We start from the raw sequence: 24,250 nt of genomic DNA, 5'->3' as shown, positions 1-24,250 counted from the left end.
TAAAACTAAAGTCTCAGGTATTTATCTAAGCCCACCATAAAACGACGTAACAACTGGCTTTGGACTTCCATGTAATTACGATGCTTAGGAGTACGGAAAAATGCACTGAGTTCAGATTTGGAAATCTGCATCTCGGCTAACTCTAAAACTCTTAACATATCTGTATCACGCAATTCAAAGGCAATACGCAATTTACGCAAAATTATATTGTTATCCAAGACAACCTTGCCCTTAGCTTTAGGAGCACCATCACTAGGCCCTCGCTTCCAAATAATGAGGCCATCTAAAAAGGCGGATCCATCTTCGGCTGAACATTCTTCGTATTCTTCTTCATCTTCACGTTTTAAATATTGATCTAATTTTGCAGGAAGAAGCTCTTTGCCACCCTTTGCACAGAGGTCGATAATAGCTTCATTATTAATATGTAGCGTAAAGCGCAAACGACGTAAGACATCATTAAAAGTCATAAGTATATATCCATTTTATTTCTCTAAGGCTACGGCAGTTTAATTTATCGTCCACACCTAGTGAACTTATACTTGCTCAAAAATATTTATAATTTCATCTAAGTGCTCTAAGTCTTCCCTTTTATTCTCCAGCATAAGCTTAGTGAATTTTGACTGCCATTTAAACTTACTTATCTTCGCTGCCTCTGAACCAAAGACTGCTTTAAACTTATTTTTTGCCAAAACCATATTAGAGGGACAGGCCTTGCCTAATAATTGTAAGGGCAGAGCTTCAATCCCGGGCTTCAAAATGATCCCCGTTGTCCCTCTCGGCCATTGTACATCCACATCCTTGCACGCATCAATGATACAATAAATACGACTATAGCCTTTCGATTTTTTCGCTCGACAGAACACTGTATCTCCACTTCCACCTACATTTTCAATAGTAAATCGCCAATCATGATTACGATAACGATCCTTTAAAAAAGTCAAAAAGTGCTCATCGGCCTTACTTTCACAAATAATTAAACAGGTCTTCTTTTTTCTGCGCACAAGAGACATAATTTAAAGTTCCAAGGCGATTCCGCCGTAGGCTCCAGCATTATACAGGTCGCGAATATTATCCTGCCTACGAAGGCCTTTAAGATCCTTCAGTAAAAAAGCTTCCGTCACACAAAATTCATTTTTTTCACAAAGAATAATTTGCTCCTTCTCCAAGTAATTCATGATATAATCAGCATGACCAGACAAAATCAACTGAGCTCCATGAGGATTACTTTCGCTATCATTAAATAAGTCTAGGAATTCCTTAATCACATGAGCATGTAAATGTGCGTTAACCTCATCAATAATGACCGTGCCTCCACTTTCCAAGGCCCTGAAAATCTCAAAAAGCATCAGGTATAAATACTGGACACCTTTGGATTCTTGAGTCATCAAAAGCTCTTTTTCTTCGCCATTCACCCTATGGTAGACATAGGCACAGCTTCTTTTTTTGAGTTCACCCTGACACATTATTTCTTTATCTTTAAAACGCAGGTCACTAATACCTAAGCTTGCCCGTTTAAGAAAGTCTACAATTCGCTTTTTTAACTCAAGACGAGCTTTCACAATGGCATTCACTCGGAAAGTTTTATTGACTAAATCTTCATTTCCCACAGGGTTTATATTGGTCGATAAGTCTTCAAAAAAGTTGAGTACTGGCTCCAATTCAGGGTCCTGCAATTTATTTTTATAGCAAAAGGTCAAAACGGAAACGTCTTCGGCAATAAAGCCAATCAGCTTCTTCACCATTTTCAAACGACCACTTATTTTTTCCCCTTCACGCTTAAAATAAGTGCTTCGCTTTGTTTTGAGAACTTCTAGTAAAACTTCCGATTGATTGAGTTCGAGTATGTAGCTAAAAACTTCCTCACCAATACTAAATTCTAATTTAAACTTAGTGGACTGATCCGCACTCTCTTCATCAAAAAGGTAAGGTTCAAAGGGAGCGTTTCCTCCTTTATTCATCTCTACTGCACCCAAAGCAAAAAACTTCAGAAAAGATAGCGCTCTCAGAATGTTTGTTTTCCCCGCCGCATTGTGACCAAAAAATGCCAGTATTTTCGGATAGCGCTCACCCATTTCATTCTTATAAAAAGCCTCTAAATCAGGTACTCGTTTAGACAATTTAAAGTCCAACACGAGCTCATTTTTTATACTGAAAAAGTTTTCAATCGAAATCTTGCGAATCATTTCTTCCCCTATTTTGCTAACGAAGTCATAGATAATAAATTCAACGAAGACGCACTTTACTTGCCTTTCTTTCCTTAAGCTAGGCCAAGATCAGAAGTCACAAGATATATCCATCTTATTTCTCTAAGGCGATAACATTACATCTATCCTCAAGCTCAAGTGTATTTAAACTAAAAAAGAGATGACAAGTACACAATTTTATTGTACACTAAATCAAATGATCAACGTAGTAAGCTAAACGAGGTAAAAAATGAATGACGAAAACCCCAATTACATGACTCGTGCTACCCTGCTAGAGCGTGTGCGTTTACAGCACGATGAAAAATCTTGGGAAGAATTTGTCTTTTATTATCGTCACTTTATTTATATCATTGCGAGGCGACTCAATATTCGTCATCATGATGCTGAAGAAATTACCCAATCAGTCTTATTAAAACTTTGGAACAAGCTACCCGAATTTGACTACGATAAGACCTCACGCTTTCGTTCTTGGCTCTACTTAGTGACAAAAAACACAGTGCGGGATTTTTGTCGCAAACAAAGCCGCTCAGCTGAAATACAAGAGCAAGCAGGCAATACTGAAACTTGGGATCTCGGTAGTCAAATTACCGAACATCAGATTGAAGAAATCGCCGAAAACGAATGGGAGAACTACATCTTCAATATGGCTTTAACTAATATCACTCCCCATTTTTCTGAAAAAATCATTGAGATCTTCAAACGTTTGGCTACAGGAGCTTTGCCTAAGCAATTAAGTGAAGAAATTGACGTGCCCGCCAATACCATTGCAGTCTATAAAAAACGCGTCATGACGCGCCTCAAGGATGAAGTGAGTCGCCTCAAGCACGAGCTAAGCTAGACCTCTCTTCTTCATCTTCTCATTTCTATTTCAAATGGGTTTGATGCCATTGGTCATAAGTCTTTTTCAATGCTTGAACTTTTTCGGGCATCGCTTTAGCCAAGTCATTTTTTTCATAGGGATCTTGCTCAAGATTAAAAAGTTTGAGCTCAGCTCTTTTTATAAACTCTTTACTTGTCCCCTCTTGATCATTCCACGTTAATTTCCAATCACCTTGGCGCAGGGCAAAATCTTCTAAACCAGGATGACGATGCCAAAATAACTGCTCGTGGGGAATTTCCTTTTTCTCACCACTTATATAAGGCAGTAAATTAACTCCTGTAAATTGTTCATCGGAATACTCAATACCTGCTGCCGACAAGAAAGTCGGTGCCAAGTCATGAGCTATGACTGGGTGATCATATTGTTGTGAAGCTCGTAAAACTTTTGGCCATTTAATTGCCATCGGCACTCGTATTCCACCTTCATAAGTATCGCCTTTATAGCCACGAAAATTATTGGTTTTTGACATGCAAAACTGGCCCGAATTGGCTTTTTTATTACCAATCTTAGGACTGCCATTATCAGTCGTAAATACAATAATCGTATTATCTGCAATGCCTAAATCTTTTAGCTTAGCTTCAATTTCACCTATGCCATCATCCATTGCTAAGACCATTGCTAAAAATAAACGTCGATACTCAGGTACCGAATCAGGAATTCGTTTCAAATATGAATCAGGCACCTGCCAAGGCGAGTGAACTGAATTGTAAGCCACATACATAAAAAAGGGCTCCGATTTATTCTGCTCTATAAACGTCAAAGCATTCTCGGTGATTTTCTCAGTGAGGTAATCGCCCTCACGATAATTCACCACCTTTTTATTTAAATAAATGGGAGCATAGCCCTTTTTCTTCTTGTTGAGTTTCTTGTCTGCCCGGTAGTAATCATGAGCACCAAAATGAAAACCATAGAAAAAATCAAAACCACGATCATTGGGGAACTGCCCTTTCTTACTCCCCAAATGCCACTTACCAAACGCTGCAGTTTTGTAACCCGCAGGCTTAAGCAGTTCAGCCAGATTCTTCTGTCCCAAGGGAATTCCCTTATCTGCATCACCATTCATCACAACACCGAATAATTGCTGATAACGTCCAGTCAAAATTCCGGCTCGCGAGGGGCCACAAACTGAGGCGGCTGCATAGCCCTGACGAAACCAAACTCCCGCTTTTGCTATCGCATCAATGGCAGGCGTCTGTGCATCTTCTGCACCATGATAACCAACATCGCCCGAACCCATATCATCTGCTAAAATCAAGATGATATTTGGCTTTGAAGCCCCTGACAATAAATACGCGCCAGTGAAAATCAGTAGATAAAAGAGTTTTTTCATTTTTGCTTTTTCTTATTCGATTTTTTCTTCTTTTTCACTACTGGCGGCTTTTTGAAATCAGAGACTTTAGCCACTGGCAAAGTCATGGCTCTCAGCTCATGATAACTTGCCATCAAGCGACCACGAGCCATAATTCCTTGCTCATTCAAGTCTTCAACTTTGAGTGCCTGTTTTTCATCGGGATCATTTTTCATATCAAAGAAGCTACCATCATTATAGATTTTCCAACGTTGATCATGGATAGAATCTCTTGCGCCTTCGGCTCTACGTCCAAAATCCCAGTAGTGACAAAATACAAACTGACGATCATTTTTGCCTTCGCCACGTAAACGTGGTGCAAAGGAGATTCCATCCACTGGATAAGCCACTTTTGTATCCGCCAATTCTGTAATTGTGGCAAAAAAATCTGAAAAATCTATCAAGTCATCCCAGCTATGCCCCTGCTCATTATATTGCTCTCTATACTTCGGCCAATCCACAATCATCGGCACTCCCGTACCATCACGCAACATTGTGTCTTTTCGTCCAGGAACATCACCGTAGCTCGTACGAGTCACGGGCCCTTCCATATATTCTCCTTTGCCTGGCTTGGTGTTTTTTAGCTTCGGGCTCTTTTCTCCTGCTTCAGCAATCAGCTCTTCGTGCTTGTCTCCGTTCACTGAATAAAAACGTTTGGTTTCGGTGCTAGAATCATTACAGTATGCTGCATAACCCGTACCATTATCCCCGGTAAACATCACCACTGTATTTTCTCGCTGCCCACTTTCTTCCAAGGCCTTTAATACATTGCCCACTAAGTGATCGATGTATTCAATATTATCTTTAAAATAACGAACTTCGCAGATCTTTTTTCCGCTCTTATCTCCGCTTTCACTTAAAGGCGTTGGTGCCCATGGAGAATGTGGAAGAATCATCGGATAATAAAGAAAAAATGGTTTATCTTTTTGACGTTTAATAAAGTCACAGGCATATTCATTTACCATGTCCGGACCATATATTTCATCCGTTTCATAGTACTTCCCATTAGCAATGATTTTTGAATTATACCAATAACGTTCTTTCCCTTGGCGCAAGGGTTTCGCCTTAGGGTCTTTGGGCGTCACACCATTGCAGAGGCAATACTCATCCCAACCAAAGCCCAAAATCTGTTCATGCTTACCACCCAATTGCCACTTACCCACAACACATGTTTCATAACCAGCCTTTTGTAGCGCATGACCAAAAGTTTTTTCTCCTTGTGGCAAGCCACCAAAACCTTCGTAATTACGGAAGCTATACTTGCCCGTCATAATCTTGACACGAGAGGGGGTGCATAATGGTAGTGAGTAACAGTGATTAAACTTCATGCCTTCACCCGCCATTTTATCGAGGACTGGAGTTTTGTAATCTAATGCTCCATGAGCACCTACGGTTTCACGGCCCATATCATCGGCCATAATTAAAACGATATTGGGACGATCATCGGCGAAAGCACTGAGGCTTATTAAGCAGCATACTGTAAATAAAAACTTCATTTTATCTCCTAATTCATTCATAATAATTTCAATTTTATTCATTAATCCAAAGATAATCACCCACGGCACCTTTATCTCCAGGAATAACATATGTATTCGCCACATGTCCATCAGCAAATTGTAGTACCCAGCGGGTATCTCCCATATCTGTATGATTATAATATTGCCCTTTCGTCGCTCTATTTGTATTGGGAATAATCCAAATTCCTCCCAATTCCCCATATGTAACAAGCTTTGAGGGACTTATGATATCGGTAATCGTAAGCGAGGCTGAGTCACCATCTCCTGGATCATTCATCACGGCGTCTTTATTGCGATAATAGGATGAGCCCCATTTGACATATTCATCCATTTCATCTTTATCAGACGGACATTGTGCCACTGGCATTTCTCCATCTTCGCTCACTTTTTGTAAATACTGATTTAGCGGACGCATCACAACGGTGATTGATGCATTTTGCGTACCCTTTTTCCCTAGCCAATTACTCCCACGCTCTGTATTGCCTGCTGCATTAGGATCCTGAATTTTATTTGCAGGATAATATTGATTATTATCATCGAAAGACATAAACATCGCTATCGAGTGATTTTTCTGATTGTTAACGCACTGCACCCTGCGCGCACTTTCTCGTGCTTTGCTTAAACTCGGCATCATCAGTGAAACCAATATACCAATAATTGCCACGACTACTAGCAACTCTATCAAGGTAAACTTTTTCATTTATTGAATCCTCATGATTTCTTAATCTTATTAAGTCATACGAGAGTCAAGAAAACAGGATGACAGCTTTATTTAACTATTTCTAATTTAATATTTTCTGGTAATGAAGGCACATTATTTTTCATGCCCTTATTAATACGTATCATCTTAAGGCTTGGTATTTTAAACAGCGTCTTCCAATCACTAAAATTCGTTCTTGAAAGATCTATCATTACTAAAGGATTCTGCTCTAATTCATGGCCCTTAAGCTCATGATTACGGCTCAGATTCAAATGCGTTATGGGGATGTATTTCAGAGGCGTCAAATTTTTCAAAGCCTTATTATCCGCCAAGTCGACATGTAACTCTGTTGCTTTGATTTCATAGCTAAAATGAGTCAAATTTCGCCCACCATTTTTGATCTGCAAAAGCAGCTGACACAATTCAATTTGCTCTTCTAAAATGAAATTATTAATATTTGCGATAATCGCACTCACGACATCGTACTTAGAGTTAGGTCGCGACGCCAGTTTACGGAAATCTTTTAAATCTAAACTATCGGGCTTACTTTGATCGCGTCCTAACAAAAATACTTCTAGATCAATGACTCCATGATGCTGGGACTTTCCTGCTGACAAGGACAAAGAACGACGCGCTTCCGCTAAATCGCTATGGATGAAATCAATGCGTGCCTTGATAGCCCAAGCATATTCATGATGGGGGTCGGCCTCCACTGCCAAAGATATCATTTCACTCGCCGTCTCAAAATCATTAGTTTTCAAAGCTCGAGTCGCTAATCCCACCAAACGTGGCGAAGCCTCTTTACCAAATATTTCTTTTTGTTTTTGTTCCTTTGTATAAAGTTCTAAGGCCTCTACCGCCGTTTGCTTTTCTTGATTAATCCGATAGGTAAATATCCCGGCTAAGGACAAGAGTATGAGAGTGAAAAAACTCGCAAGCCTGTGCCTGAAAATAAATAACTTTAGACTGCCCAGAAAACCTAGCTCTTCTGCACTCGTCGCAAAACCTCCTAGCCATTTGAATAAATCATCACGAAAATCCTGTACATTCTGATAACGATCACTGCGCTCCAAAGCTAAAGCCTTTAAACTTATCGCCTCCAGACTCGCCGGAACAGATTTTTGGTGACACGAAGGACTTTTGCGATCCCCGCAAAGAGTCCGCTCCAAACTATCTAATACCGTACTCCCCTCATTGGGCACATGGAAACACAACAATTCATAGAGGATTGCTCCAAGTGCATAAACATCTGTACGTTGATCTTTTTGTCCTCGCTTGCGGTCGACTTGCTCAGGCGCCATATACCCCGGCGAACCCTTAAGCACACCATTGAGCGTTGCCGTATTAAAATTTTCTGGTAATAAGTCTTCATCAAGCTCATAATCTTCATCCCCAAGAGTTTTCGCTAAGCCCCAATCACAAATCAGAACTTCGCCAAAGTCACCTATACGAATATTATCTGGTTTAATGTCTAAATGAATCACCCCACGCGAATGCGCATAGGCAATGGCATCACAAATCTTGATCATCACATCGACGATTCTGGGAAGCAATGATTTATAGTTTTTCTCTTTAGAGAATTCGGTGATAAGCTCAGTTAAATTACGCCCACCCAGTTTTTTCATCGTGAAAAAGGCTTCACCTCCCTCGCTATAACCCATATCATACAATGGTACAATATTGGGGTGCTCAAGTCGAGCCGTTAAGCGCGCTTCTTTGAAAAAGCTCTCCATTAATTCAGGGGAATCATGGCCCTTGAGATGTGCCATGGCAACATGACGACCAGTAATTATATCCACCGAATCGGAGATACATTTCATCCCTCCCTGACCAATAGTAGAACCATTTTGATAGCGATTAGAATTCTCCGCAATCTCATCACACAAGGGAAACACATCGGGAATATTTTCATCCATTTCCATGATCCCCGCAGCCAAATCTGGAATCATTTCATCAAAAATAGTTTCGGAGTCTTCCATCGTATTGTACCCTTAAAATAAAAATGGCTAAGTTTGTGCTTAGCCAAGTTTAATCATTTTACATTGAGAATGCTACTTATTTCTTAGGCTTTTTCCTTTTTTCATCAGATTTACTTTTCGATGGTTTTTTCTTTGACTTATCTGCCTTCGCTTTCCCACTGCGAGAATAGATAGCCTGCTGCTTGCGCGCATTCGACTCTTTATCCACTTTATCCAAATGAGCCTGGATCGCCTCTTCATTCGCTCTATCCATAAACAAGTCATATAAAGGGTCACCACTTTGCTTCATGGCTTTGGCCAAAGTATTTCGCATCTCGGCCATTTTCGCGGCGTATTCAGGACTCGCACTCAAATCTTTAAGTGCATGAGCATCCAAATGATAATTATAGAGTTCCTCCGGCTGACGATGAGTATATAAATTAAGTCGCGCCTGCCAATGAGCATCGCCTTCTTTCGCTAAACGCTCCATTTCCTTATACGCAAGCGTCCCTCTTGTTGCCGAAGCAAATTTACGTTCACCATCTGACCAAAGGTTATAAATATAGCCGAAATCTTTAGTGATGATGGATCGTGTTGGCTGACGATTTCCTCCCACATTTTCTGCGTACATGGTCAACACATAATCGCGATCACTTTGGCTTTCACCCTTTAAAATTGACGCAAATGAACGTCCATCTAAATCCTTCTCTTGCTCAATACCAAGCATATCAAGTACGGATGGAAAAATATCGATCGCACCAATCATGTGTTCATTATCAATTGCACCTGCTTGGCTATGTTTTGGCCAACGCACCGTCAAAGGTGTATGTGAGCCATTATAATAATTGGTAGTTTTTCCAAAAGGCTCAGGCATCCCATGATCTGATAGGAAGATAATGATCGTACTATCATAAACACCCGTATCTTTCAGCGCTTGAATGATCTTGCCGATTGAATCATCCGCACGACGCACAGTAGAATAATAGGCGGCCATCTCCAAACGCACTTTATCCGTTTGTGGTAAAAATGGCGGAATCACAATTTCTTCAGTTTTGAAAATTCGACTTGGCGCGTTGTTTTTATCTTCCTTGTTCAAACCCACCGTAAGCTTCTTTTTTATCAAACCATAATAGGGCGTATGAGGATCATGGATATCCATCGAATAAAAGAAAGGCTTGCCAGCTTTTTTCGCCGCCTCCACACCCTTTTTTGTATAGTCATAAAAAGTTTTAGGCTGACGAATATTAAGTTTTTTCTCCTTGAGTTCATCATCAAAGATAATATCAAAAGCTCGCTTGTACGGGACATAAGGATAAGAGTGATGCGCCTTGCCACGAATCATCGTGAAATAACCATTGGCTTGAAGTACTTCCGGTAAAGTTCGAAAAGTAACCTGGTCTTTAGGCAACTGATAAAAACCTTCAAGTCCACTATTGTAGAGGTATTTTCCGCTACTAATAATATTGCGTGATGGTATACAGCTCGTCGCATGAACATGAGCATAATTAAAGCGCATTGCGTCTTCCGCAAAAGCATCAAATTGAGGGGAGGTCCCCTCGACTGGACAGCCAAAGGCTCCCAGTGAATCCGCATTCATGTCATCTACGGTAAGCAGTACTACATTCATCTTTTCTTGCGCTGATAGACTAAGAAACACATATAAAAAACTAATTATCCACTTCATCATTTTTTTCCTATTTAAATTAACTCAAGCTGGGAGCTCCGAATTCTATTCGGCATCTAATTCTATCTCTCACGCTAAAGCGTGAACTACATACTCTTATCTACACTGAGCTTAGCGAACGATCTAGCTACTTTCACTCGCGCCATTTTGGAATTGTCGCTTCCCACGCTTTGTAGTGCTTTATCATCTCTTGTAATTTTTCTGGATTAGCCTGTGCTAAATCTCTTTCTTCTTTTGGGTCCTTCTTCAGATTATAAAGTTCTGGCGTTAAATAGAGTTCATCTGCACGCTCTGCATAAGTCGCGCCTCGTCCCTTTACATGCGTAATCCCAAGCTTCTTCAATAAGGCCTTATGCTTCTTTTTGTCACCTAACCATAGCAATTTCCAGTCACCCACTCGTGCTGCACGTGCACCTCCATTCCTCCAAAAATGAGATTCACGACTATCCTTCGCATCCCCTGCTATAACTGCCAGTATATCCTGCCCGTCATATTGACGATCACTTGGCAAGGCAACCTTTGCGAGACTCACAAAAGTAGGCAACATATCCAATGTCGAAACAAGCCCGTCGTACTCCGTTCCTGGCTTGATTACTTTTGGCCATTTAATCGCAAACGGAACTCTCACACCGCCTTCATAAAAAGTTGCTTTGTTGCCTCTAAATATTGTCGAGTAGTCTTTTTTACCGCCATTATCATTACTAAAAACTACCACTGTATTTTCTTCTATTCCCGCGTCTTTGACAGCTTTTAAAATATGACCTACTGAAGCATCAAGGGCGGCAATCACACCATCATGTCCCGTCCCGCCTTTCGGGATATATTTACTGGGAACTATATCAGGTCCATGAACATTATAGGGTGCAAAATACATAAAGAAGGGGCCTTCTTTATTATCTTTAATCCATTTACTTGCTTCGTTTGTAAAGTGATCCGTTAAGTAGCCCTCTAAGCGAAGTGATTCTCCATTGCGAACAATATCTAAAATCGGCTTTTCATCTGCTGACACGGGACTTAAGTCTTTACCTTTCTTAGCGGCTAAATTCTGACTCTTGAATTGATAAAATCCACAGGATCCACGATAGCCAAACCAATGATCAAAACCTCGAGCATTCGGTTGAAATTCCTTACCTGAACCCACATGCCATTTTCCTATCGCACAGGTTTTATACCCTCCTTTTTTCATCAAGGCAGGAATCATAATTTCAGAAGTCTTCAGCCCATAGCCTACTTTTTTTCGCTCCTCAGTTCCTCCTGGAAGAGTCTCCAAATCAAAACGTGCCTGATATCGCCCTGTGAGTAAACCTGCACGACTAGGGGCACAAGTAGCGTGGCTCGCATAGCCATTAGGGAAACGTACCCCTTCATTAAAAATGCTGTCAATATGTGGTGTCTTGGCTTTTGTCTTAATCGACCCAGTTACACCTAGCGCGCCATAATGCATATCATCGGCAAAAATCATAATAATATTGGGCTTTTTTGCCGCGCTCGCAAAAGCTGAACAAAAAATAATGAGAATCAAAAAGCGTTTCATAAATATCCTTACTTAGTTTCTAAGTAATACGCAAGCTAAAAACACTCTATGACATCAAATCATTATTTTTTATAAATCCATTGAAATATTCAAAAATTTCTACCAAAAATTTATTTCATCACTTTAAAATAATATTCCCCATCACCATCAAGCCCCGCCATTAGAGATGCGGCTGACTTCTTCTCAACATGACCGTCCACCCATATTCCATTAGCTCCTAAAGTCGGCTCCATCGACATCCCTAACAAAGGCTAGACAATGCTCTTTAGACTCTATGGCCCACTCGATCCATGGTTCGATAAAACTTGGTACCCAGGTGAACCCACGCTCGTAAAGTAGCCCTTCTGCTTCATTAATAATCCGATTATTAATGAAGCACTTGCTTTTCAAGGTCTTCTTCTGTAGATTAGTTGAAACCAAGGAGATTCAGATGCAGTTAATTCACTCAAATGAAAGAATTGTTAAAAGAAGCAAAAATTCAAGCTTATTTGTCATCACTTTGTTATTGCTACTGATAATTAGTTTGTTACCGTTTTATTATTACCTGATGAAAGCTATAAACTAAAAAATCTTTATACCGCCCCTCTTAAATCAAGATGGGCTTTTTTATGTTTCGAACTTAATTTATTAAAGCCTTTGTAAAACCAATACATTTTTTACTGACTTCAAACTTTGAATAGGGCAATACTCGCCAAACATGTGCAGCACGAGAAAAACCTTCGACATCAGCTGCAAAATACTGTTCTAGCTGGATGCACTCCGACAGATCATTCTCAAGTGCTATTAAAAAATAGCTTAAAGTTATAATTTCCAATAAAAAATCCCACTTAATCGCCTATATTGTAGTAGCTTACACCGACAATAACAGCAAGTGGGACTTTCAATGTACGATACTCTTTTTCCCGAATATTTCATCGAGGAATTACGGCAAACTATAGGAATTTTATGCGGACCATTGAAGATTGCGGGGCAAATCATACTTCGTCCTGAATTTCAAGAGATCAAAAAGGCAATTGAAGATGATCAACTTCAGTTGAGTAAAGATAGAGCCGCCACTAGAAACCGCGAGTTTAAAAACAGCTCTACCCAAAAACACCCCCAGCTGAATTGGTGGTGGCGTTGTTCATAGCCCGTCACTTTTATGATAATTGTTACGGTGAACGAGGCTATAGTATGCTATGTGAGAATAGTTCCTTGCAGCAGTTTATTGGGCGCTTGGGCATAGGAAGCTTCCCTTCACGCAATACGATTCATGAACAAGTCTCTGCTCTTTCTGAGAAGACCCTTAATCTTTTTCATCAAGCTATTTTGAACTGCGTTAAGGAGTGTGGCCTGGATGATTTTTCAGCAGTGATTATTGATTCTACAGCCATTAAGGCCGATTCAGCGTGGCCTGTCGATAGTCAATTACTAAAGAACCTTAGTTGTAAAATGATGAAAAATATCAGTGACGTTCATGATCAGCTTCCCTGTGTTGAGCGCAGAAAGATCCCTCTCAAACGCCTGCAAAATTACTGTGATTATATGAGTAAACTGGATTTCGAGATCTCTATGCTTAAAGGAAAAAAAGGAGCAAGAAAAATGAGGCAAAAGTTTTATACGCAAGAACTTTTACCGAGGTGCCGAAAATTTATTATTCGCCTGGAGAAGACTCTTCCTCAAATTAAACAACACTGTGAAAGTGCCAAAGTTCTGATGATTGACGAATGTCTATCTCGCTTCATAGATAAAGTTTTGATGGTTGAACATCGCTTCAACATGGCTCCTAAGGACTACGATACGAAGACGGCACGGAAAATTTACAGCATGAGTGATAATGATGCAGCATTTATTAAAAAGGGTGGTCGAGAAACCGTATTTGGCTACCGACCAAATTTCGCCTTTAGTGCCAATGGTTTTCTGACATCATTCACCCTAGAATCTGGAAATACTAGTGACAGCAAGGCCTTCAGTAATTGCCTTGATGAAAATAAAAAGATGACGGGCGAGACCGCAATGATGATCAGTGTGGATGACGGATATAGCTCTGCCGCCAATTTAGATGATGCCATCGAAAAAGGGGCGACATTAGTCAGTGTTAGTGGCTCAAAGGGAAAGAAGCTCTTAGGAGAAGATATTTATGAGAGTGAAAACTACCAACTTGCGAGAAATATCCGATCAATTTCCGAAGCAGGTATTTCAAAGCTGAAGAACTATCACAACCTTGAGCGATTTACCGTTTGTGGCTTAAAGAGGGTTCGTCAAGAAACTCTCATAAGCGCCATAGGATTCAACTTGGAAAGGATCTGCCAGTTATTATGTCAAATAGAGATTGAGGTCGCCGCATAGAATGTCGGAGTGCATCTAGCTGTATTTTTAGTTCAAGCCAAAATGATAATTCATTTCTCCATTGGAACCACTAACTGGCTGAGTGAATTTATCTTGATCGCCAAAAGTCAGAACTTCACCTTTTTTGATGTTTAGTTCGAGTACATGTTTACCCGCTTCCGATTCTGTTTTCAATTTACCATGCTTTGAACTTTTCACTAAGATCGCCTTCTGAAAAAAGATCTTGAGCTCTCTATCCTGTGAGGCTATAAGCTTAAAGGCACTCAATTCACCTTGCTCTCTCCTCGCACTTAAACTGTAGCCTCCCTCTGCTCTTAACTTATCAAAACTCACATCACTCCAAGTAGATGGCACACCCGAAAAGAATTGGAAATTATCAGTAATGAAATCCAATGAACTGCATTGGAATAACATTTCATGTACTGAGGCCGCCGCAGAAATGGGGGTCTCAATTACGGGGCCCGATTCGATATACATCGTATTTGCCGTACCATAAGTTTTCAGGAAAATCTTCAGCTGCTCGTAGGCCTTATCACCCTGACCGAGCATCGCATACATTGATGCGGCTCCCGTACGACTATAACCCTTATAACTCCAGCTATTGAGAATAGGTAAATTAATCCAGTAATCCACCGCAGTTTGAGCTAGCTTAAATTGATCGGGGTCATTTAAATCCATTTGCTTTGTGGGGTAGAGCCCTACGAGGTGAGAATAATGGCGGTGAGCTACTTCTAGTTTCACCTCTTTGCCAATCATAATTCCGCTCTCGTCTTCCAAGAGTACAGGTGCGAGCTTGGCTAAAGCAGATTTATATTTGACAATTTGCGGATCTTGCAAATCGTATTGGCTCTCAATATGAATAATGGTACTCAAGGCCCAGCGAAGAAACTGCAGGTTGTAAGTCGTATCTTCGACTTTAGGAAAAATTTTATTTATGGAATATTCAGGAGAAATATCCTTAGGCGTATGCAATACGCCATTCTCATCTTCACGACAATTATGTAAAACAAAATTAGCGCCACGCTTGAGCATCGGGTAGAACTTAGTTTTCGTTCTTTCTGCATCCGGATGAACTTTTAAATAATGCCAGTAGTTGTGAAGTGTCCAAAGAAAGTTTCCATATTCCCAGCTAAAACCTCCGGGGGTATAAGGGCTAATGGCCCGTGCATGAGTCGCTGAATCACTTTTATATTTGTTTGCGGCTTCAATAAATAGCTCAGGTTTATTGTCGATTAATGCGAAAAGTGTGTCCGCGATCTCGGGCTGATTGGCAACCGCCATCGGCAAGTAAGTCAATTGCACATTAAGGTTTGCCCAGATTTTTGGCCAATTTGTAGCTCTAAACCAAGGCCCCATGAGATCAATAGGAAGTTTCCCCTTCCGAGTGGCTGATGCAACTTTATAAAGCTGCCATTTGTAGTAGGCCTCCAACTTTTTATCGGGAATAGACACGAAGGACTTTTCAAAGTACCCCTTCCACCATTTTGCATGCTTTGCAAAGTGCTGCTCATAAGTTTCCAGTAATGATTCTCTTAGTTTTACTCTCTTACTTGCTAGCCATTCTTTTTGTTGCTGAGTATTTAAGTTCTCACGAGTATAGTCAGTCCTCCAAGCTAAAAGATATTCTCTTTCTCCTGTTTTTTTCAAAGTCCAATTTAAGCCATAAGCTTTACCCTGTTTTAAAGGAACTAAACGGGAGTGTATGCCTTCGCTTTCAATACGAAATTCAGCTGCAGGCTTATATTTCTCTACAGTTTTGGCAATGGCTTCGGCATAGAGAAGATTACTATAATCAATAATTGTATGCGTCGCTTTACCCGTTACATCTTTGATGCCATTTCTGAGTTTGCCCGTATGAATCCCAGGCAAGGAGAAATGCTCTATGGCAATAGCTTCTGCACCCTCAAGTTTAAATTTGACTAAGTTGAGATTTTCTCCCGAGACCGACAGGGCACGAAAATGAATTTTTCCTTTATTTGTAACAATGACGCCGGAAGCCTCGGCTTCTTCCATGGAAAGTTTCATTGAAAAGTCTTGTCGCTTCCCTGCCGTTTTCAAAATAAATTTACCTATAGGCAAACGATTGGTTTCATCATAAATACGGGTATCACCGATATCAAAGTGAAGACTCTCTTCCGGGCGAGCCCAAATCATTGTCCCTTGCTCACCATTGCCTAAAATCGCACCCTCAACATAAGAGCTTGGCATTGTTGTCCATTTCATATCAAAATTTGAGTCCGCCAACACATAGTTGATCGACAGCAGTAATAAAACACAGAAGGTTTTTTTCATAATTCCCTTTTTAATTCATTTAGAGTTATTGATCTAATAACCGAAGGAAAATAAGAATTGATTGGGATTTGAAAATAATACTGAAACTTATTTTTCAGCTAACCAGTAATAAGTTTGATCACCACCTTGGCCGCCCAGTAAACTTAATTGAGTTTCACTTGAAACGTGTCCGTCTACCCACTGAATATTACTTTTATATTCATGCCTTCCCAATGATACATTATCTGCCCCCCACGGATTGTAAGGAGGAAGCAACATATTATCCACGTAAGTATAGCTAGTTGTTGAATCCCCCAACATCAAGGTATCTGTCGGACGACTAATCTCGGTCAATTTACGAGGTCTTAGCGTCCCATAAAAAGGAGCTCCGCCGAGTTCAATTGAGCTGTAGGCAATACCTTGTCGACTATTTTGCTGATCGGAATACTCTGGGCACGCAAATATATCGGTATACTTGTGATCCCACCACTGTGACGTACTGGCATCATCCACATACTGTGCTAATTGCCATTTCCAGCTATGCCACCCAGAGTGCATTCCTTGATAATGAACAAAGTAACCATCTGCATCATCTTGATAGAGAAACATTGCTGTCCCCAACTGCCTAGTATTGCTCTTGCATACCGCACTTTGACTCTTTTTTCGAGCTTTTCCCAATATCGGCAATAACAGAGAAGCTAGTATTCCAATAATAGCGACCACGACCAAAAGCTCTATCAAACTAAATTTAAATTTCTTCATTTTTTGTATCCGATTCACTTAACTTGTAGCTACTTATTGCCTCTTGATTATAAGACTTGACTGGATTTATCATTTTTTTTGTTGATCAAAACTCTTTGTGTTTTTAGTTCTTAGGTGTTAACATTGATCAGCATCTAATCGTAAACTTATGGGCCATGGATAAATATAATACCAGACATACACTGATAGCTAAAATCCGAGAACAGCATAATGAGCAATCCTGGGAAGAGTTTACGGCATTATACAAAGCTTATTTGTACAGTGTTGTCATTCGTATGGGCGCAAGCGAATCTGATCGTGATGATTTAGTTCAAAAGGCTCTTATTGAAATATGGAAGAGTTTGGAATCTTTCGAATACGTCCCTGGTGAAGGCAAATTCCGCAACTGGATTTATGGCGTCACAAAAAATGTCTGCCTCGGCCATTTCCGTAGTTCAAAACGTTACAATAATAAAATCCAACGTGCAGGTGAAGATACGGCTTTTCACCCTCTTGCTGATGAAAGCTCGAAAGATGAAATTGAAGAAAGCGAGTGGAAAAAACACATCTTCAAATTATCATGGCAGCGCATTGAAGGTGAGCTCTCAGAAAGCTACCGTCAAGTCTTCCTACTCTTTAGTCAAGGCAAAGATGTAAATGAAATTAGTACCGAACTCCAACTACAAAAAAATAGCGTTCACGTCTACCGCCAGCGAGTACTCAAACGCCTTAATCGAGAAATACGTTTTCTCGATGATGAGCTCTGCTAGAAGCTATGATTGACTTTGACGAGCAATTCATGAGCCATTCCTTTGACGATGCTTTTTGCGATGAGTCAAAGAACTTATTACAAAAAATCGGTTCCCAAAAGCGCTATACTGACGGCGAAGATATTGCCTGTGGGGGCATGAAAAGAATTGTCAATTGCTTTGATTCCTTTACCGATCGAGAACTTGCCAGAGCTTACCCACTAAACGACAAGACTAAACTAAATGATTTTCTCAACGAAATTCGACTTGCCTCCAAACTCGAGCACCCCAATATTGTCCCTCTTTATGATATGGGTGTCGAAGATGGACAAATCTATTTCATCATGAAAAAACTCAGTGGCAGTAATTTGCAAGACTTAATTAGCTCATCAACAAAAAACTCTGATATCCTGCCTCTTAATCAATGCCTAGAGATTTTCCTCAAACTCTGTGATGCCATCTCTTTTGCTCATTCAAAAAATATTCTTCATTTAGATATTAAGCCCGCTAATATCCAGGTTGATGACTACGGCCAAGTTTTGCTCTGTGACTGGGGCTTGGCTCGCGACCTGAGCGATTGCGATACAGTGAGTGAAGATCTATCCACACAAGATATGCACCCTGTGAACCTCGAGCTTAGTTACAATAATAAGATTAAAGGCACTCCTGGCTACATGGCACCAGAGCAAACTGCCAGACGCTTCGGTTCAAGGTCGTCTCGGACAGATATTTATAGTCTTGGCGGCGTACTTTACTTTCTTCTTAGCTTCAAAAAACCTCTTGAAGGTGAAACTCTTGAACAATTAATCAAAAAAACTCAAGAAGGTGATTTCATAAGTCCACGCCAACGTTGCCCCGACTTAATGATCCCCACTGCACTCAATTCCGTCGTGCTCAAAGCGATGGCGCTGAAGCCTGAAAATCGTTATTTAAATGTTGCGGAGCTCGCAAATGACATCCGCTCATATCTCAGTGGTTTTGCCACCTCCGCAGAAGATGCAAGCTTCTTAAAACAGCTCAAATTACTTATTAAACGAAACAAAACTCTCTTTACTCTAGGCTCAATCGCCCTGAGTTTCATTGTCCTACTCACAGCCTATTTCATTACTCAGCTCAAAGAAGAAAAACTCACGGCAGAAAGCGCAAAGTTCCATGCAGAAGAAATGGCACAAAAATCAATCATATCTGAGAGTGAAGCCCGACGTGCTCAAAAAGAATCTGAAGAATCTACTCTCCAGGCACTAGGACTCGTTGAAGATTTACAAACTGAAAAAAAATATAGCTCTACACTCAAAAACCAGGCTGCAGAAGAGCTCATGGAAAAAGCTTTCACTCCCTTCAGACATAATAAGAACTATTTCAAAGCTACCGAAACTATTAATTTAGTCCTTCAGCTTCAGCCTAATAATCAAGAAGCAATTTACCACTTAGCTTTGATGGAAATGGGAGCATTCAAATTTAAGCAAATTAAAGATTTACTAAAATCCTACCATGGAGAACAAGAGACTAGCTGGATCACAGAAGCGATCTCACCTTTTTTTGATAAAGCAGGTAGAATGAAGCCCTACACTTGGCAACAGCAACTCAATCTAGCGAACCAGCTTCTTGATAGTTCTTACAATGCTGATAAGCAATATGTTGCTTGGCATATCAACTCCAGTATTCATAATAAATTTGAAATGCCCGATTGTATCAAATATGCTCGTGCTTCCATGGCAAAAAGAAATAAAAGTAGCCACTTTCAATTCACCGCCGATAAACTATCCGACGCTAGCTACCGTGTATCTATTGCAAGAAGTCTTTGTGCACCTTACGAAGAAATCCGTCATTGGAAGATATCTGAATTAGATCTAAGCCATAGTAATTTCCGTAACCTCACTATCCTATGGAATAGTCCACTTAAAAAACTTAATATCGCTCACACCCCGGTTAACTCCTTAAATAAAATATGGACCCTGCCTTTGGAAGTACTGAATATAAAAGGTACTAAAATCAGTGACTATGAAGCCATCTATCAGTACCCTTTACAGGCGCTCACCATTAATGAATTCTGCTCTGACTTAAAAAGGCTGAATTCAATCAGCACCCTGCGTGAATTAATCCTTCCACAAGCAGTCTACTCACCGCAAGAAATCACTAAGCTTAGCAAAAACATAAAAGTCACCTTCTACAATTATGATCGTTAATTCACGCGATTGAATTTGTGAAGTTCTGGAAAACTTAGGTATCAAAAATACCACTGTCGTAAATTAACTGAGTGTTTAAACTGGCTCCATAGGCATCTACGATCGCCTGTAAACACTTCGAAATTTCCCCCTACTTGTCAAGTCTTAGCCTCGAATGGGTATTATTAATTATACTACAAAATAATTAAGGGTAACACATGAGATTTTTACTACTAGTTTTATTCATTCTGAGTTCAGCTCACGCCAAAGACAATTTGATTTCTGACCCTAGTTTCAAAAAGTATAAAACGGAATGGTGGATGGGTATTGCTCAAGAATACCGTGACTACAAGTATACCTTTAAACGCAAGGTATTTAAAACAGAGCTAAAGCACAGCTCTTCTCCTCACTATTTTTCTTTTGCCACTCTCGTCGAACCCGAAGTAGGCTCATGGTATAAATTCACCATAGATCTCAAATGCCAGGGTGAAGGTATGATTTATATGCATACGGTTAATACCGTACAGGGACTCGATAAAAAAACTCGGGCTGCGGAAATCGCAAAGCGCCAAAAGCAGCACAACCTAGGCTTGCGTTTCAAACTAGAGTCTTTTGAAAAAGATTGGGTACAATACACTTGCTACTTCAAAGCAAAGCAAAATCCCTACTCCGTTCAAAATGAGGCTTTCCATATTATGCTAGGTTCCTATATGGGCGAAATTGAGATCAAGAATCCATCCATTGAGAAGGTAGAAAAACTCCCCCAAGGAACAAAAGAAAGCATCGTTAGCATGATCGCAATTAAATAAAGCTATTAATTGAATCTATGAGTCAAATTAAAGGTCTAAAAATTATTATTTTTGAAAAAAGGGGGCATGATTTACACCCTCGAAGAGGGTGAATGTACTTAGCCTGGGGTGAAACCCTGGCTTTTATACACTTTTTTGAAGAGCTAATAATTCGAGGGAAAGGTCTATCCATTCACCAGTCAATTGTTTAAGTTTTTTATAGTTGTGAATTTGCTCTGAAACATTGTGTAGATCTGCTTCTTTTATGAACTGTGTATATCCTTTGCCTTTTCTCCTATAACTAAGCTTATGATATGGCCCATGCTTTTGGGGATCCTGCTTGTCTTTACACTTACAGCTGGGGTTTCCACACACATTATATTGTTGTGAAATACTTCCAGGTCGGAGTTCTCCTAGTTCAGAGATTTCCTGTTTTATTCTTTCGATTCGTGCTTTTATTTCCTGATCAGTTTTACTCATTATAAAGCCCCTTTTATTCGTTGAAATAATTACCGATATCACTATAGTGATATCGGTAATTATTTCAATATAAATCAATCGATGGAAGGTGATTAAAATGATAGCGGAAAAAGAACTGGAGCTATGGCATGAACTTGCTCAAAAAGTTGGGATGAAACATCTTTCTACGAAGAAGGCTTTTCTACGTCAGCTGGAGCTATATAGCAACTCACCTACGGGATCATCATGTCAAATAGCGGGTAGGTCCCCAAGTACTCTTCCTTGGAGTGAAGTTATTTCTACGTATCGTTTTATGGATAATGAAAATATTAGTTTAAAGGCTTTGCGTAGTTTTCGTCGTGAGCTCAGCTTAGCACATCACCCCAAAGGAAGTGATGTACTAGTCATGAACGATATTTCATTATTAGACTATTATCATCACACTACCAAGGAAGATCGACGAGCTATTGGTGACGGCAAAGGGAAAGGTTATGAGTATGTTTGTAACCTTGCGGTCAACCCAAGTGATGGAGGTGTCCTAGGCGTTCTTCACGATTGTCTAGTTAACTGTGATGGGCCTGACGATGTGGATATGGTGGATTATTCAGATTCGTATCTGAAGAAATATCTGAGCACAGATGATTTAGAAGAAATCAAAGAAAACCATAAACACCAAATGGTCTCTCATATTCGCGCTAGTGCAGAGCACTTGAAAGAGTGGAACCCAATTCATGTAGGAGATCGGGAGTTTGATGATATTTTTATCATGTTAGCCACGATGGATAAAAACCATGATTTTGTACTGCGAGCCAAGAGTATTCGGAATGTTCAAACACCAAATTTTGACGCGTTACCTTAATCCGCTCTTGTAAAAAAACAGGGTGGACATCCCATGAAAGATGGATATGTCTGTACAAAAATTAGTGAACTTATCAAGTATATCCCACTCAGTCCTTATAAGGAATTGCCCTTAGATGGACGCGGTCGAGTAACGGAGCAGATAAATGCTAAACGTAACGCGCAATTACATATAGGCAGTGTACCAATCAGCTTATATCGTCAGGCCAAACGAAATCATAAATATATAAAAACCCCGCAAGCAGTAGATGTCAATTTAGTTGTTATCAAAGAACTTAACCCTCCTGAAGGTGAAGAACCTTTGTTGTGGATTCTTTTTACAAACAGGGATGTAGATACCTTAGAAAAAATGACCTATATTGGAAAAATTTATGAATTGAGGTGGAAAATTGAGGAATTTTTTCGCCTCTTAAAGACCACTTATAAATTGGAGCAAGCACGCTATAATTCAGCTTCCAAAGTCGCCCGTTACCTAGTTTTAATAACTATTGCAGCTCAAATGACCATGAAACTCCGAAGTCTTGCGGGTATTAGTCAATCAGCTTCTCTCGACGATGAGGAATACCATAAAGTCAAAGAAGCCATGAAACACCCAAATGATGATAAGATCGACATCAATTTGAGACTCTTTGCTCTTATCGCTCGTAGAGGCGGTTGGTTAGGACGAAGGCGAGACCCCATTGGTTCAACAATTTTATCCAGGGGTATGATGGATGTCTTGACCGTATTGCAATTTCAACAAGAACACAAAGACTTGTTAAATGAACTGCAAAATAATCCTCAAAATATCTTTTAACCTAGCCCTTCAAAAAAGTGTATAAAAGCCAGGGTGAAACCCCAGGTGGAAAAATACATTATAAATCTCGTCCTCGACGAGGGCGAATTAATTGACCATCTTCGATGCTACTATTTTGGCGACAATATAGATTGAATCTATGAGTCAAATTAAAGGTCCTCATCTCAATCTAATTCATTTCCAAATTAATAGCTCATGGATTTAGCTTGGGTTTTAAATTATTTACATAACGCTATATTTTAGATTACATGATCAAAATATATACATAAGCCTAAATAAGTAATCCAATGAACACTCTCCTGCGCTATGGTATCCGAGCCAATGATAAGCCTTGTCTACATCCACTCATTGCCGTTCTCGGTATGCGTGAGATTACAAAGCTTATAGAGGATGCCATTAGCCCTCATAGCATGCCTTTTTATCAGTTGATTTATGTTGATGAAGGCGAATTGGATTGGTGGGTCAATGGTCAATTTTATCACCTGTCACCGGGTGATATGATTCTCGTCAAACCCTACGAAATCCAAACTTCTCTCAAGGGACAAATTGTTCCCGGCAAACGATTTTTCATGCAAATCAATCTTTATGAGCAGCATGAAAATGAAGGGCTGAGTTCTGAAGAACGTCTCAAGGTTAATCACCTCTTCAAAAACTTCATTCCTCGCGTCATTTCTACTGAAAAAAATATGCGCGATATTTTCCATAAGCTTTTAAATGCTCATGCACAAGATGGAGAATTGAATTCGATCTACGTTAAGAGTCAGTTATTAGAATTTTTTTATCTCTTAGATCTAAGTCAAAAGCAACAACTCAAGCAACGGCATATCAAACAAAGCGAAGCACTCAATATTATTCAAACCGTTGATACTTTTCTCAATGATAATCTTGATAAAGTCATCAGCATTCGAGAACTTGCTGACTTACTTACTTTAAGCGAGGTCCATTTTCGACGAAAATTCTCCGCCGCTCATGGCTTATCGCCATTGAAATATATCAATAACAAGAAATGTCATGAAGCGCGCCGCTTATTAAGTGAAAGTACGCTGAGTATTAGTGCCATTGCACAAAACTTGGCCTTCTCTAGCTCCCAACATTTAAGTACGAGCTTTTCTAAAACTTTCTCACTAAGTCCAAGTGAATATAGAAAAGAAGTTAAGAATGCCCATGAAAAACAACCCCTCAGCAAAGTTTCGGATGTTGCCGCTAGGATTGCCGCACAATTCAGTCCAAAGGCTTAAGCCTGGGCGCTAAGTACACGATTTACGCCAAA

Annotated in this window: 20 protein-coding genes and 1 pseudogene; 8 read left to right on the top strand and 13 right to left on the bottom strand. The window is 40.0% G+C overall.

The genetic code is table 11. The features are described from left to right. Window positions 1–5: 5 nt before the first annotated feature. The 3 genes from PQO03_RS12690 to PQO03_RS12680 form a co-directional block, all read right to left on the bottom strand. Window positions 6–467: a YehS family protein gene (locus PQO03_RS12690; protein WP_274153563.1), complete on the bottom strand. Its 462-nt coding sequence runs from the start codon at window positions 465–467 to the stop codon at window positions 6–8. Window positions 468–533: 66 nt separating this feature from the next. Further along, window positions 534–1,010 (bottom strand): hypothetical protein, encoded by a 477-nt coding sequence (locus PQO03_RS12685; RefSeq protein ID WP_274153562.1) that lies wholly within the window; start codon window positions 1,008–1,010, stop codon window positions 534–536. 3 nt (window positions 1,011–1,013) lie between these two features. Further along, window positions 1,014–2,183: an AAA family ATPase gene (locus tag PQO03_RS12680; protein WP_274153561.1), complete on the bottom strand. Its 1,170-nt coding sequence runs from the start codon at window positions 2,181–2,183 to the stop codon at window positions 1,014–1,016. 250 nt (window positions 2,184–2,433) lie between these two features. Between PQO03_RS12680 and PQO03_RS12675 the strand changes: the two genes are divergently transcribed. Then, entirely contained in the window at window positions 2,434–3,042 is a 609-nt protein-coding gene (locus PQO03_RS12675; RefSeq protein WP_274153560.1) for an RNA polymerase sigma factor, read from the top strand. A gap of 25 nt (window positions 3,043–3,067) precedes the next feature. Here PQO03_RS12675 and PQO03_RS12670 read toward each other — a convergent pair whose 3' ends face one another. From PQO03_RS12670 to PQO03_RS12640, 7 genes are all read right to left on the bottom strand, one after another. Next, window positions 3,068–4,414 (bottom strand): sulfatase family protein, encoded by a 1,347-nt coding sequence (locus PQO03_RS12670; protein ID WP_274153559.1) that lies wholly within the window; start codon window positions 4,412–4,414, stop codon window positions 3,068–3,070. Continuing rightward, complete coding sequence (locus PQO03_RS12665) at window positions 4,411–5,928, bottom strand: sulfatase family protein (RefSeq protein WP_274153558.1); 1,518 nt, start codon at window positions 5,926–5,928, stop codon at window positions 4,411–4,413. The genes PQO03_RS12670 and PQO03_RS12665 overlap by 4 nt, the downstream gene beginning before the upstream one ends. Window positions 5,929–5,962: 34 nt before the next feature. Beyond that, window positions 5,963–6,649, bottom strand: a complete 687-nt coding sequence (locus PQO03_RS12660) for a DUF1559 family PulG-like putative transporter (protein ID WP_274153557.1) — start codon at window positions 6,647–6,649, stop codon at window positions 5,963–5,965. Window positions 6,650–6,717: 68 nt separating this feature from the next. Then, window positions 6,718–8,628, bottom strand: a complete 1,911-nt coding sequence (locus PQO03_RS12655; RefSeq protein ID WP_274153556.1) for a serine/threonine-protein kinase — start codon at window positions 8,626–8,628, stop codon at window positions 6,718–6,720. Window positions 8,629–8,704: 76 nt separating this feature from the next. Further along, window positions 8,705–10,294 carry a sulfatase family protein gene (locus PQO03_RS12650; RefSeq protein ID WP_274153555.1) on the bottom strand — a complete coding sequence of 530 codons (1,590 nt, stop codon included), beginning with the start codon at window positions 10,292–10,294 and terminating at the stop codon, window positions 8,705–8,707. A gap of 130 nt (window positions 10,295–10,424) precedes the next feature. Continuing rightward, the gene (locus tag PQO03_RS12645) at window positions 10,425–11,825 is read right to left on the bottom strand and encodes a sulfatase-like hydrolase/transferase (RefSeq protein WP_274153554.1); all 1,401 of its coding nucleotides are present in this window, start codon (window positions 11,823–11,825) and stop codon (window positions 10,425–10,427) included. A gap of 619 nt (window positions 11,826–12,444) precedes the next feature. Next, window positions 12,445–12,639, bottom strand: coding sequence for a hypothetical protein (locus PQO03_RS12640; RefSeq protein ID WP_274153553.1), 195 nt, complete (start codon window positions 12,637–12,639; stop codon window positions 12,445–12,447). A 69-nt stretch (window positions 12,640–12,708) separates the two neighbouring features. Between PQO03_RS12640 and PQO03_RS12635 the strand changes: the two are divergent. Beyond that, window positions 12,709–14,153 (top strand): annotated as a pseudogene (locus PQO03_RS12635) (transposase). 27 nt (window positions 14,154–14,180) lie between these two features. Here PQO03_RS12635 and PQO03_RS12630 read toward each other — a convergent pair. Next, on the bottom strand, window positions 14,181–16,445 hold the full coding sequence (locus tag PQO03_RS12630; protein WP_274153552.1) for a glycosyl hydrolase family 95 catalytic domain-containing protein: 2,265 nt from the start codon (window positions 16,443–16,445) through the stop codon (window positions 14,181–14,183). Window positions 16,446–16,532: 87 nt separating this feature from the next. Beyond that, window positions 16,533–17,186: a type II secretion system protein gene (locus PQO03_RS12625; RefSeq protein ID WP_274153551.1), complete on the bottom strand. Its 654-nt coding sequence runs from the start codon at window positions 17,184–17,186 to the stop codon at window positions 16,533–16,535. Between the two features lie 155 nt (window positions 17,187–17,341). On the opposite strand from PQO03_RS12625, the gene PQO03_RS12620 reads away from it, so the two are divergent. The 3 genes from PQO03_RS12620 to PQO03_RS12610 all read left to right on the top strand — a co-directional run bounded on the left by PQO03_RS12620 (window position 17,342) and on the right by PQO03_RS12610 (window position 20,888). Beyond that, window positions 17,342–17,935: an RNA polymerase sigma factor gene (locus tag PQO03_RS12620; protein WP_274153550.1), complete on the top strand. Its 594-nt coding sequence runs from the start codon at window positions 17,342–17,344 to the stop codon at window positions 17,933–17,935. Window positions 17,936–17,940: 5 nt separating this feature from the next. Then, complete coding sequence (locus PQO03_RS12615) at window positions 17,941–20,100, top strand: serine/threonine-protein kinase (RefSeq protein WP_274153549.1); 2,160 nt, start codon at window positions 17,941–17,943, stop codon at window positions 20,098–20,100. Between the two features lie 197 nt (window positions 20,101–20,297). After that, window positions 20,298–20,888 carry a hypothetical protein gene (locus PQO03_RS12610; protein ID WP_274153548.1) on the top strand — a complete coding sequence of 197 codons (591 nt, stop codon included), beginning with the start codon at window positions 20,298–20,300 and terminating at the stop codon, window positions 20,886–20,888. Between the two features lie 123 nt (window positions 20,889–21,011). On the opposite strand, the gene PQO03_RS12605 is transcribed toward PQO03_RS12610, so the two are convergent. Continuing rightward, a complete protein-coding gene (locus tag PQO03_RS12605; protein WP_274150887.1) occupies window positions 21,012–21,347 on the bottom strand; it encodes a DUF6788 family protein in 336 nt (111 codons plus the stop codon). Window positions 21,348–21,444: 97 nt separating this feature from the next. Here PQO03_RS12605 and PQO03_RS12600 point away from each other — a divergent pair, with 97 nt between their 5' ends. From PQO03_RS12600 to PQO03_RS12590, 3 genes are all read left to right on the top strand, one after another. Beyond that, window positions 21,445–22,185, top strand: coding sequence for a hypothetical protein (locus PQO03_RS12600; protein ID WP_274153547.1), 741 nt, complete (start codon window positions 21,445–21,447; stop codon window positions 22,183–22,185). Window positions 22,186–22,218: 33 nt separating this feature from the next. Beyond that, complete coding sequence (locus tag PQO03_RS12595; protein WP_274153546.1) at window positions 22,219–22,980, top strand: transposase; 762 nt, start codon at window positions 22,219–22,221, stop codon at window positions 22,978–22,980. Window positions 22,981–23,267: 287 nt separating this feature from the next. Beyond that, the gene (locus PQO03_RS12590; protein ID WP_274153545.1) at window positions 23,268–24,218 is read left to right on the top strand and encodes an AraC family transcriptional regulator; all 951 of its coding nucleotides are present in this window, start codon (window positions 23,268–23,270) and stop codon (window positions 24,216–24,218) included. Window positions 24,219–24,250 lie beyond the last annotated feature (32 nt).

The organism is Lentisphaera profundi, from assembly GCF_028728065.1.
In the GTDB taxonomy this organism is placed as follows: Bacteria; Verrucomicrobiota; Lentisphaeria; order Lentisphaerales; family Lentisphaeraceae; genus Lentisphaera; species Lentisphaera profundi.
The sequence above is the reverse complement of the archived record's forward strand: the minus strand, read 5'-3'. Positions and strand labels throughout refer to the sequence as shown.

Excerpts from the sequence above, each read along its gene's own strand:
- PQO03_RS12670 (WP_274153559.1), bottom strand. The coding sequence starts at position 4,414 with ATGAAAAAACTCTTTTATCTACTGATTTTCACTGGCGCGTATTTATTG.
- PQO03_RS12645 (WP_274153554.1), bottom strand. The coding sequence starts at position 11,825 with ATGAAACGCTTTTTGATTCTCATTATTTTTTGTTCAGCTTTTGCGAGC.
- PQO03_RS12690 (WP_274153563.1), bottom strand. The coding sequence starts at position 467 with ATGACTTTTAATGATGTCTTACGTCGTTTGCGCTTTACGCTACATATT.
- PQO03_RS12605 (WP_274150887.1), bottom strand. The coding sequence starts at position 21,347 with ATGAGTAAAACTGATCAGGAAATAAAAGCACGAATCGAAAGAATAAAA.
- PQO03_RS12615 (WP_274153549.1), top strand. The coding sequence starts at position 17,941 with ATGATTGACTTTGACGAGCAATTCATGAGCCATTCCTTTGACGATGCT.
- PQO03_RS12665 (WP_274153558.1), bottom strand. The coding sequence starts at position 5,928 with ATGAAGTTTTTATTTACAGTATGCTGCTTAATAAGCCTCAGTGCTTTC.
- PQO03_RS12625 (WP_274153551.1), bottom strand. The coding sequence starts at position 17,186 with ATGAAGAAATTTAAATTTAGTTTGATAGAGCTTTTGGTCGTGGTCGCT.
- PQO03_RS12660 (WP_274153557.1), bottom strand. The coding sequence starts at position 6,649 with ATGAAAAAGTTTACCTTGATAGAGTTGCTAGTAGTCGTGGCAATTATT.
- PQO03_RS12655 (WP_274153556.1), bottom strand. The coding sequence starts at position 8,628 with ATGGAAGACTCCGAAACTATTTTTGATGAAATGATTCCAGATTTGGCT.
- PQO03_RS12650 (WP_274153555.1), bottom strand. The coding sequence starts at position 10,294 with ATGATGAAGTGGATAATTAGTTTTTTATATGTGTTTCTTAGTCTATCA.
- PQO03_RS12600 (WP_274153547.1), top strand. The coding sequence starts at position 21,445 with ATGATAGCGGAAAAAGAACTGGAGCTATGGCATGAACTTGCTCAAAAA.
- PQO03_RS12680 (WP_274153561.1), bottom strand. The coding sequence starts at position 2,183 with ATGATTCGCAAGATTTCGATTGAAAACTTTTTCAGTATAAAAAATGAG.
- PQO03_RS12595 (WP_274153546.1), top strand. The coding sequence starts at position 22,219 with ATGAAAGATGGATATGTCTGTACAAAAATTAGTGAACTTATCAAGTAT.
- PQO03_RS12675 (WP_274153560.1), top strand. The coding sequence starts at position 2,434 with ATGAATGACGAAAACCCCAATTACATGACTCGTGCTACCCTGCTAGAG.
- PQO03_RS12590 (WP_274153545.1), top strand. The coding sequence starts at position 23,268 with ATGAACACTCTCCTGCGCTATGGTATCCGAGCCAATGATAAGCCTTGT.
- PQO03_RS12620 (WP_274153550.1), top strand. The coding sequence starts at position 17,342 with ATGGATAAATATAATACCAGACATACACTGATAGCTAAAATCCGAGAA.
- PQO03_RS12630 (WP_274153552.1), bottom strand. The coding sequence starts at position 16,445 with ATGAAAAAAACCTTCTGTGTTTTATTACTGCTGTCGATCAACTATGTG.
- PQO03_RS12610 (WP_274153548.1), top strand. The coding sequence starts at position 20,298 with ATGAGATTTTTACTACTAGTTTTATTCATTCTGAGTTCAGCTCACGCC.
- PQO03_RS12685 (WP_274153562.1), bottom strand. The coding sequence starts at position 1,010 with ATGTCTCTTGTGCGCAGAAAAAAGAAGACCTGTTTAATTATTTGTGAA.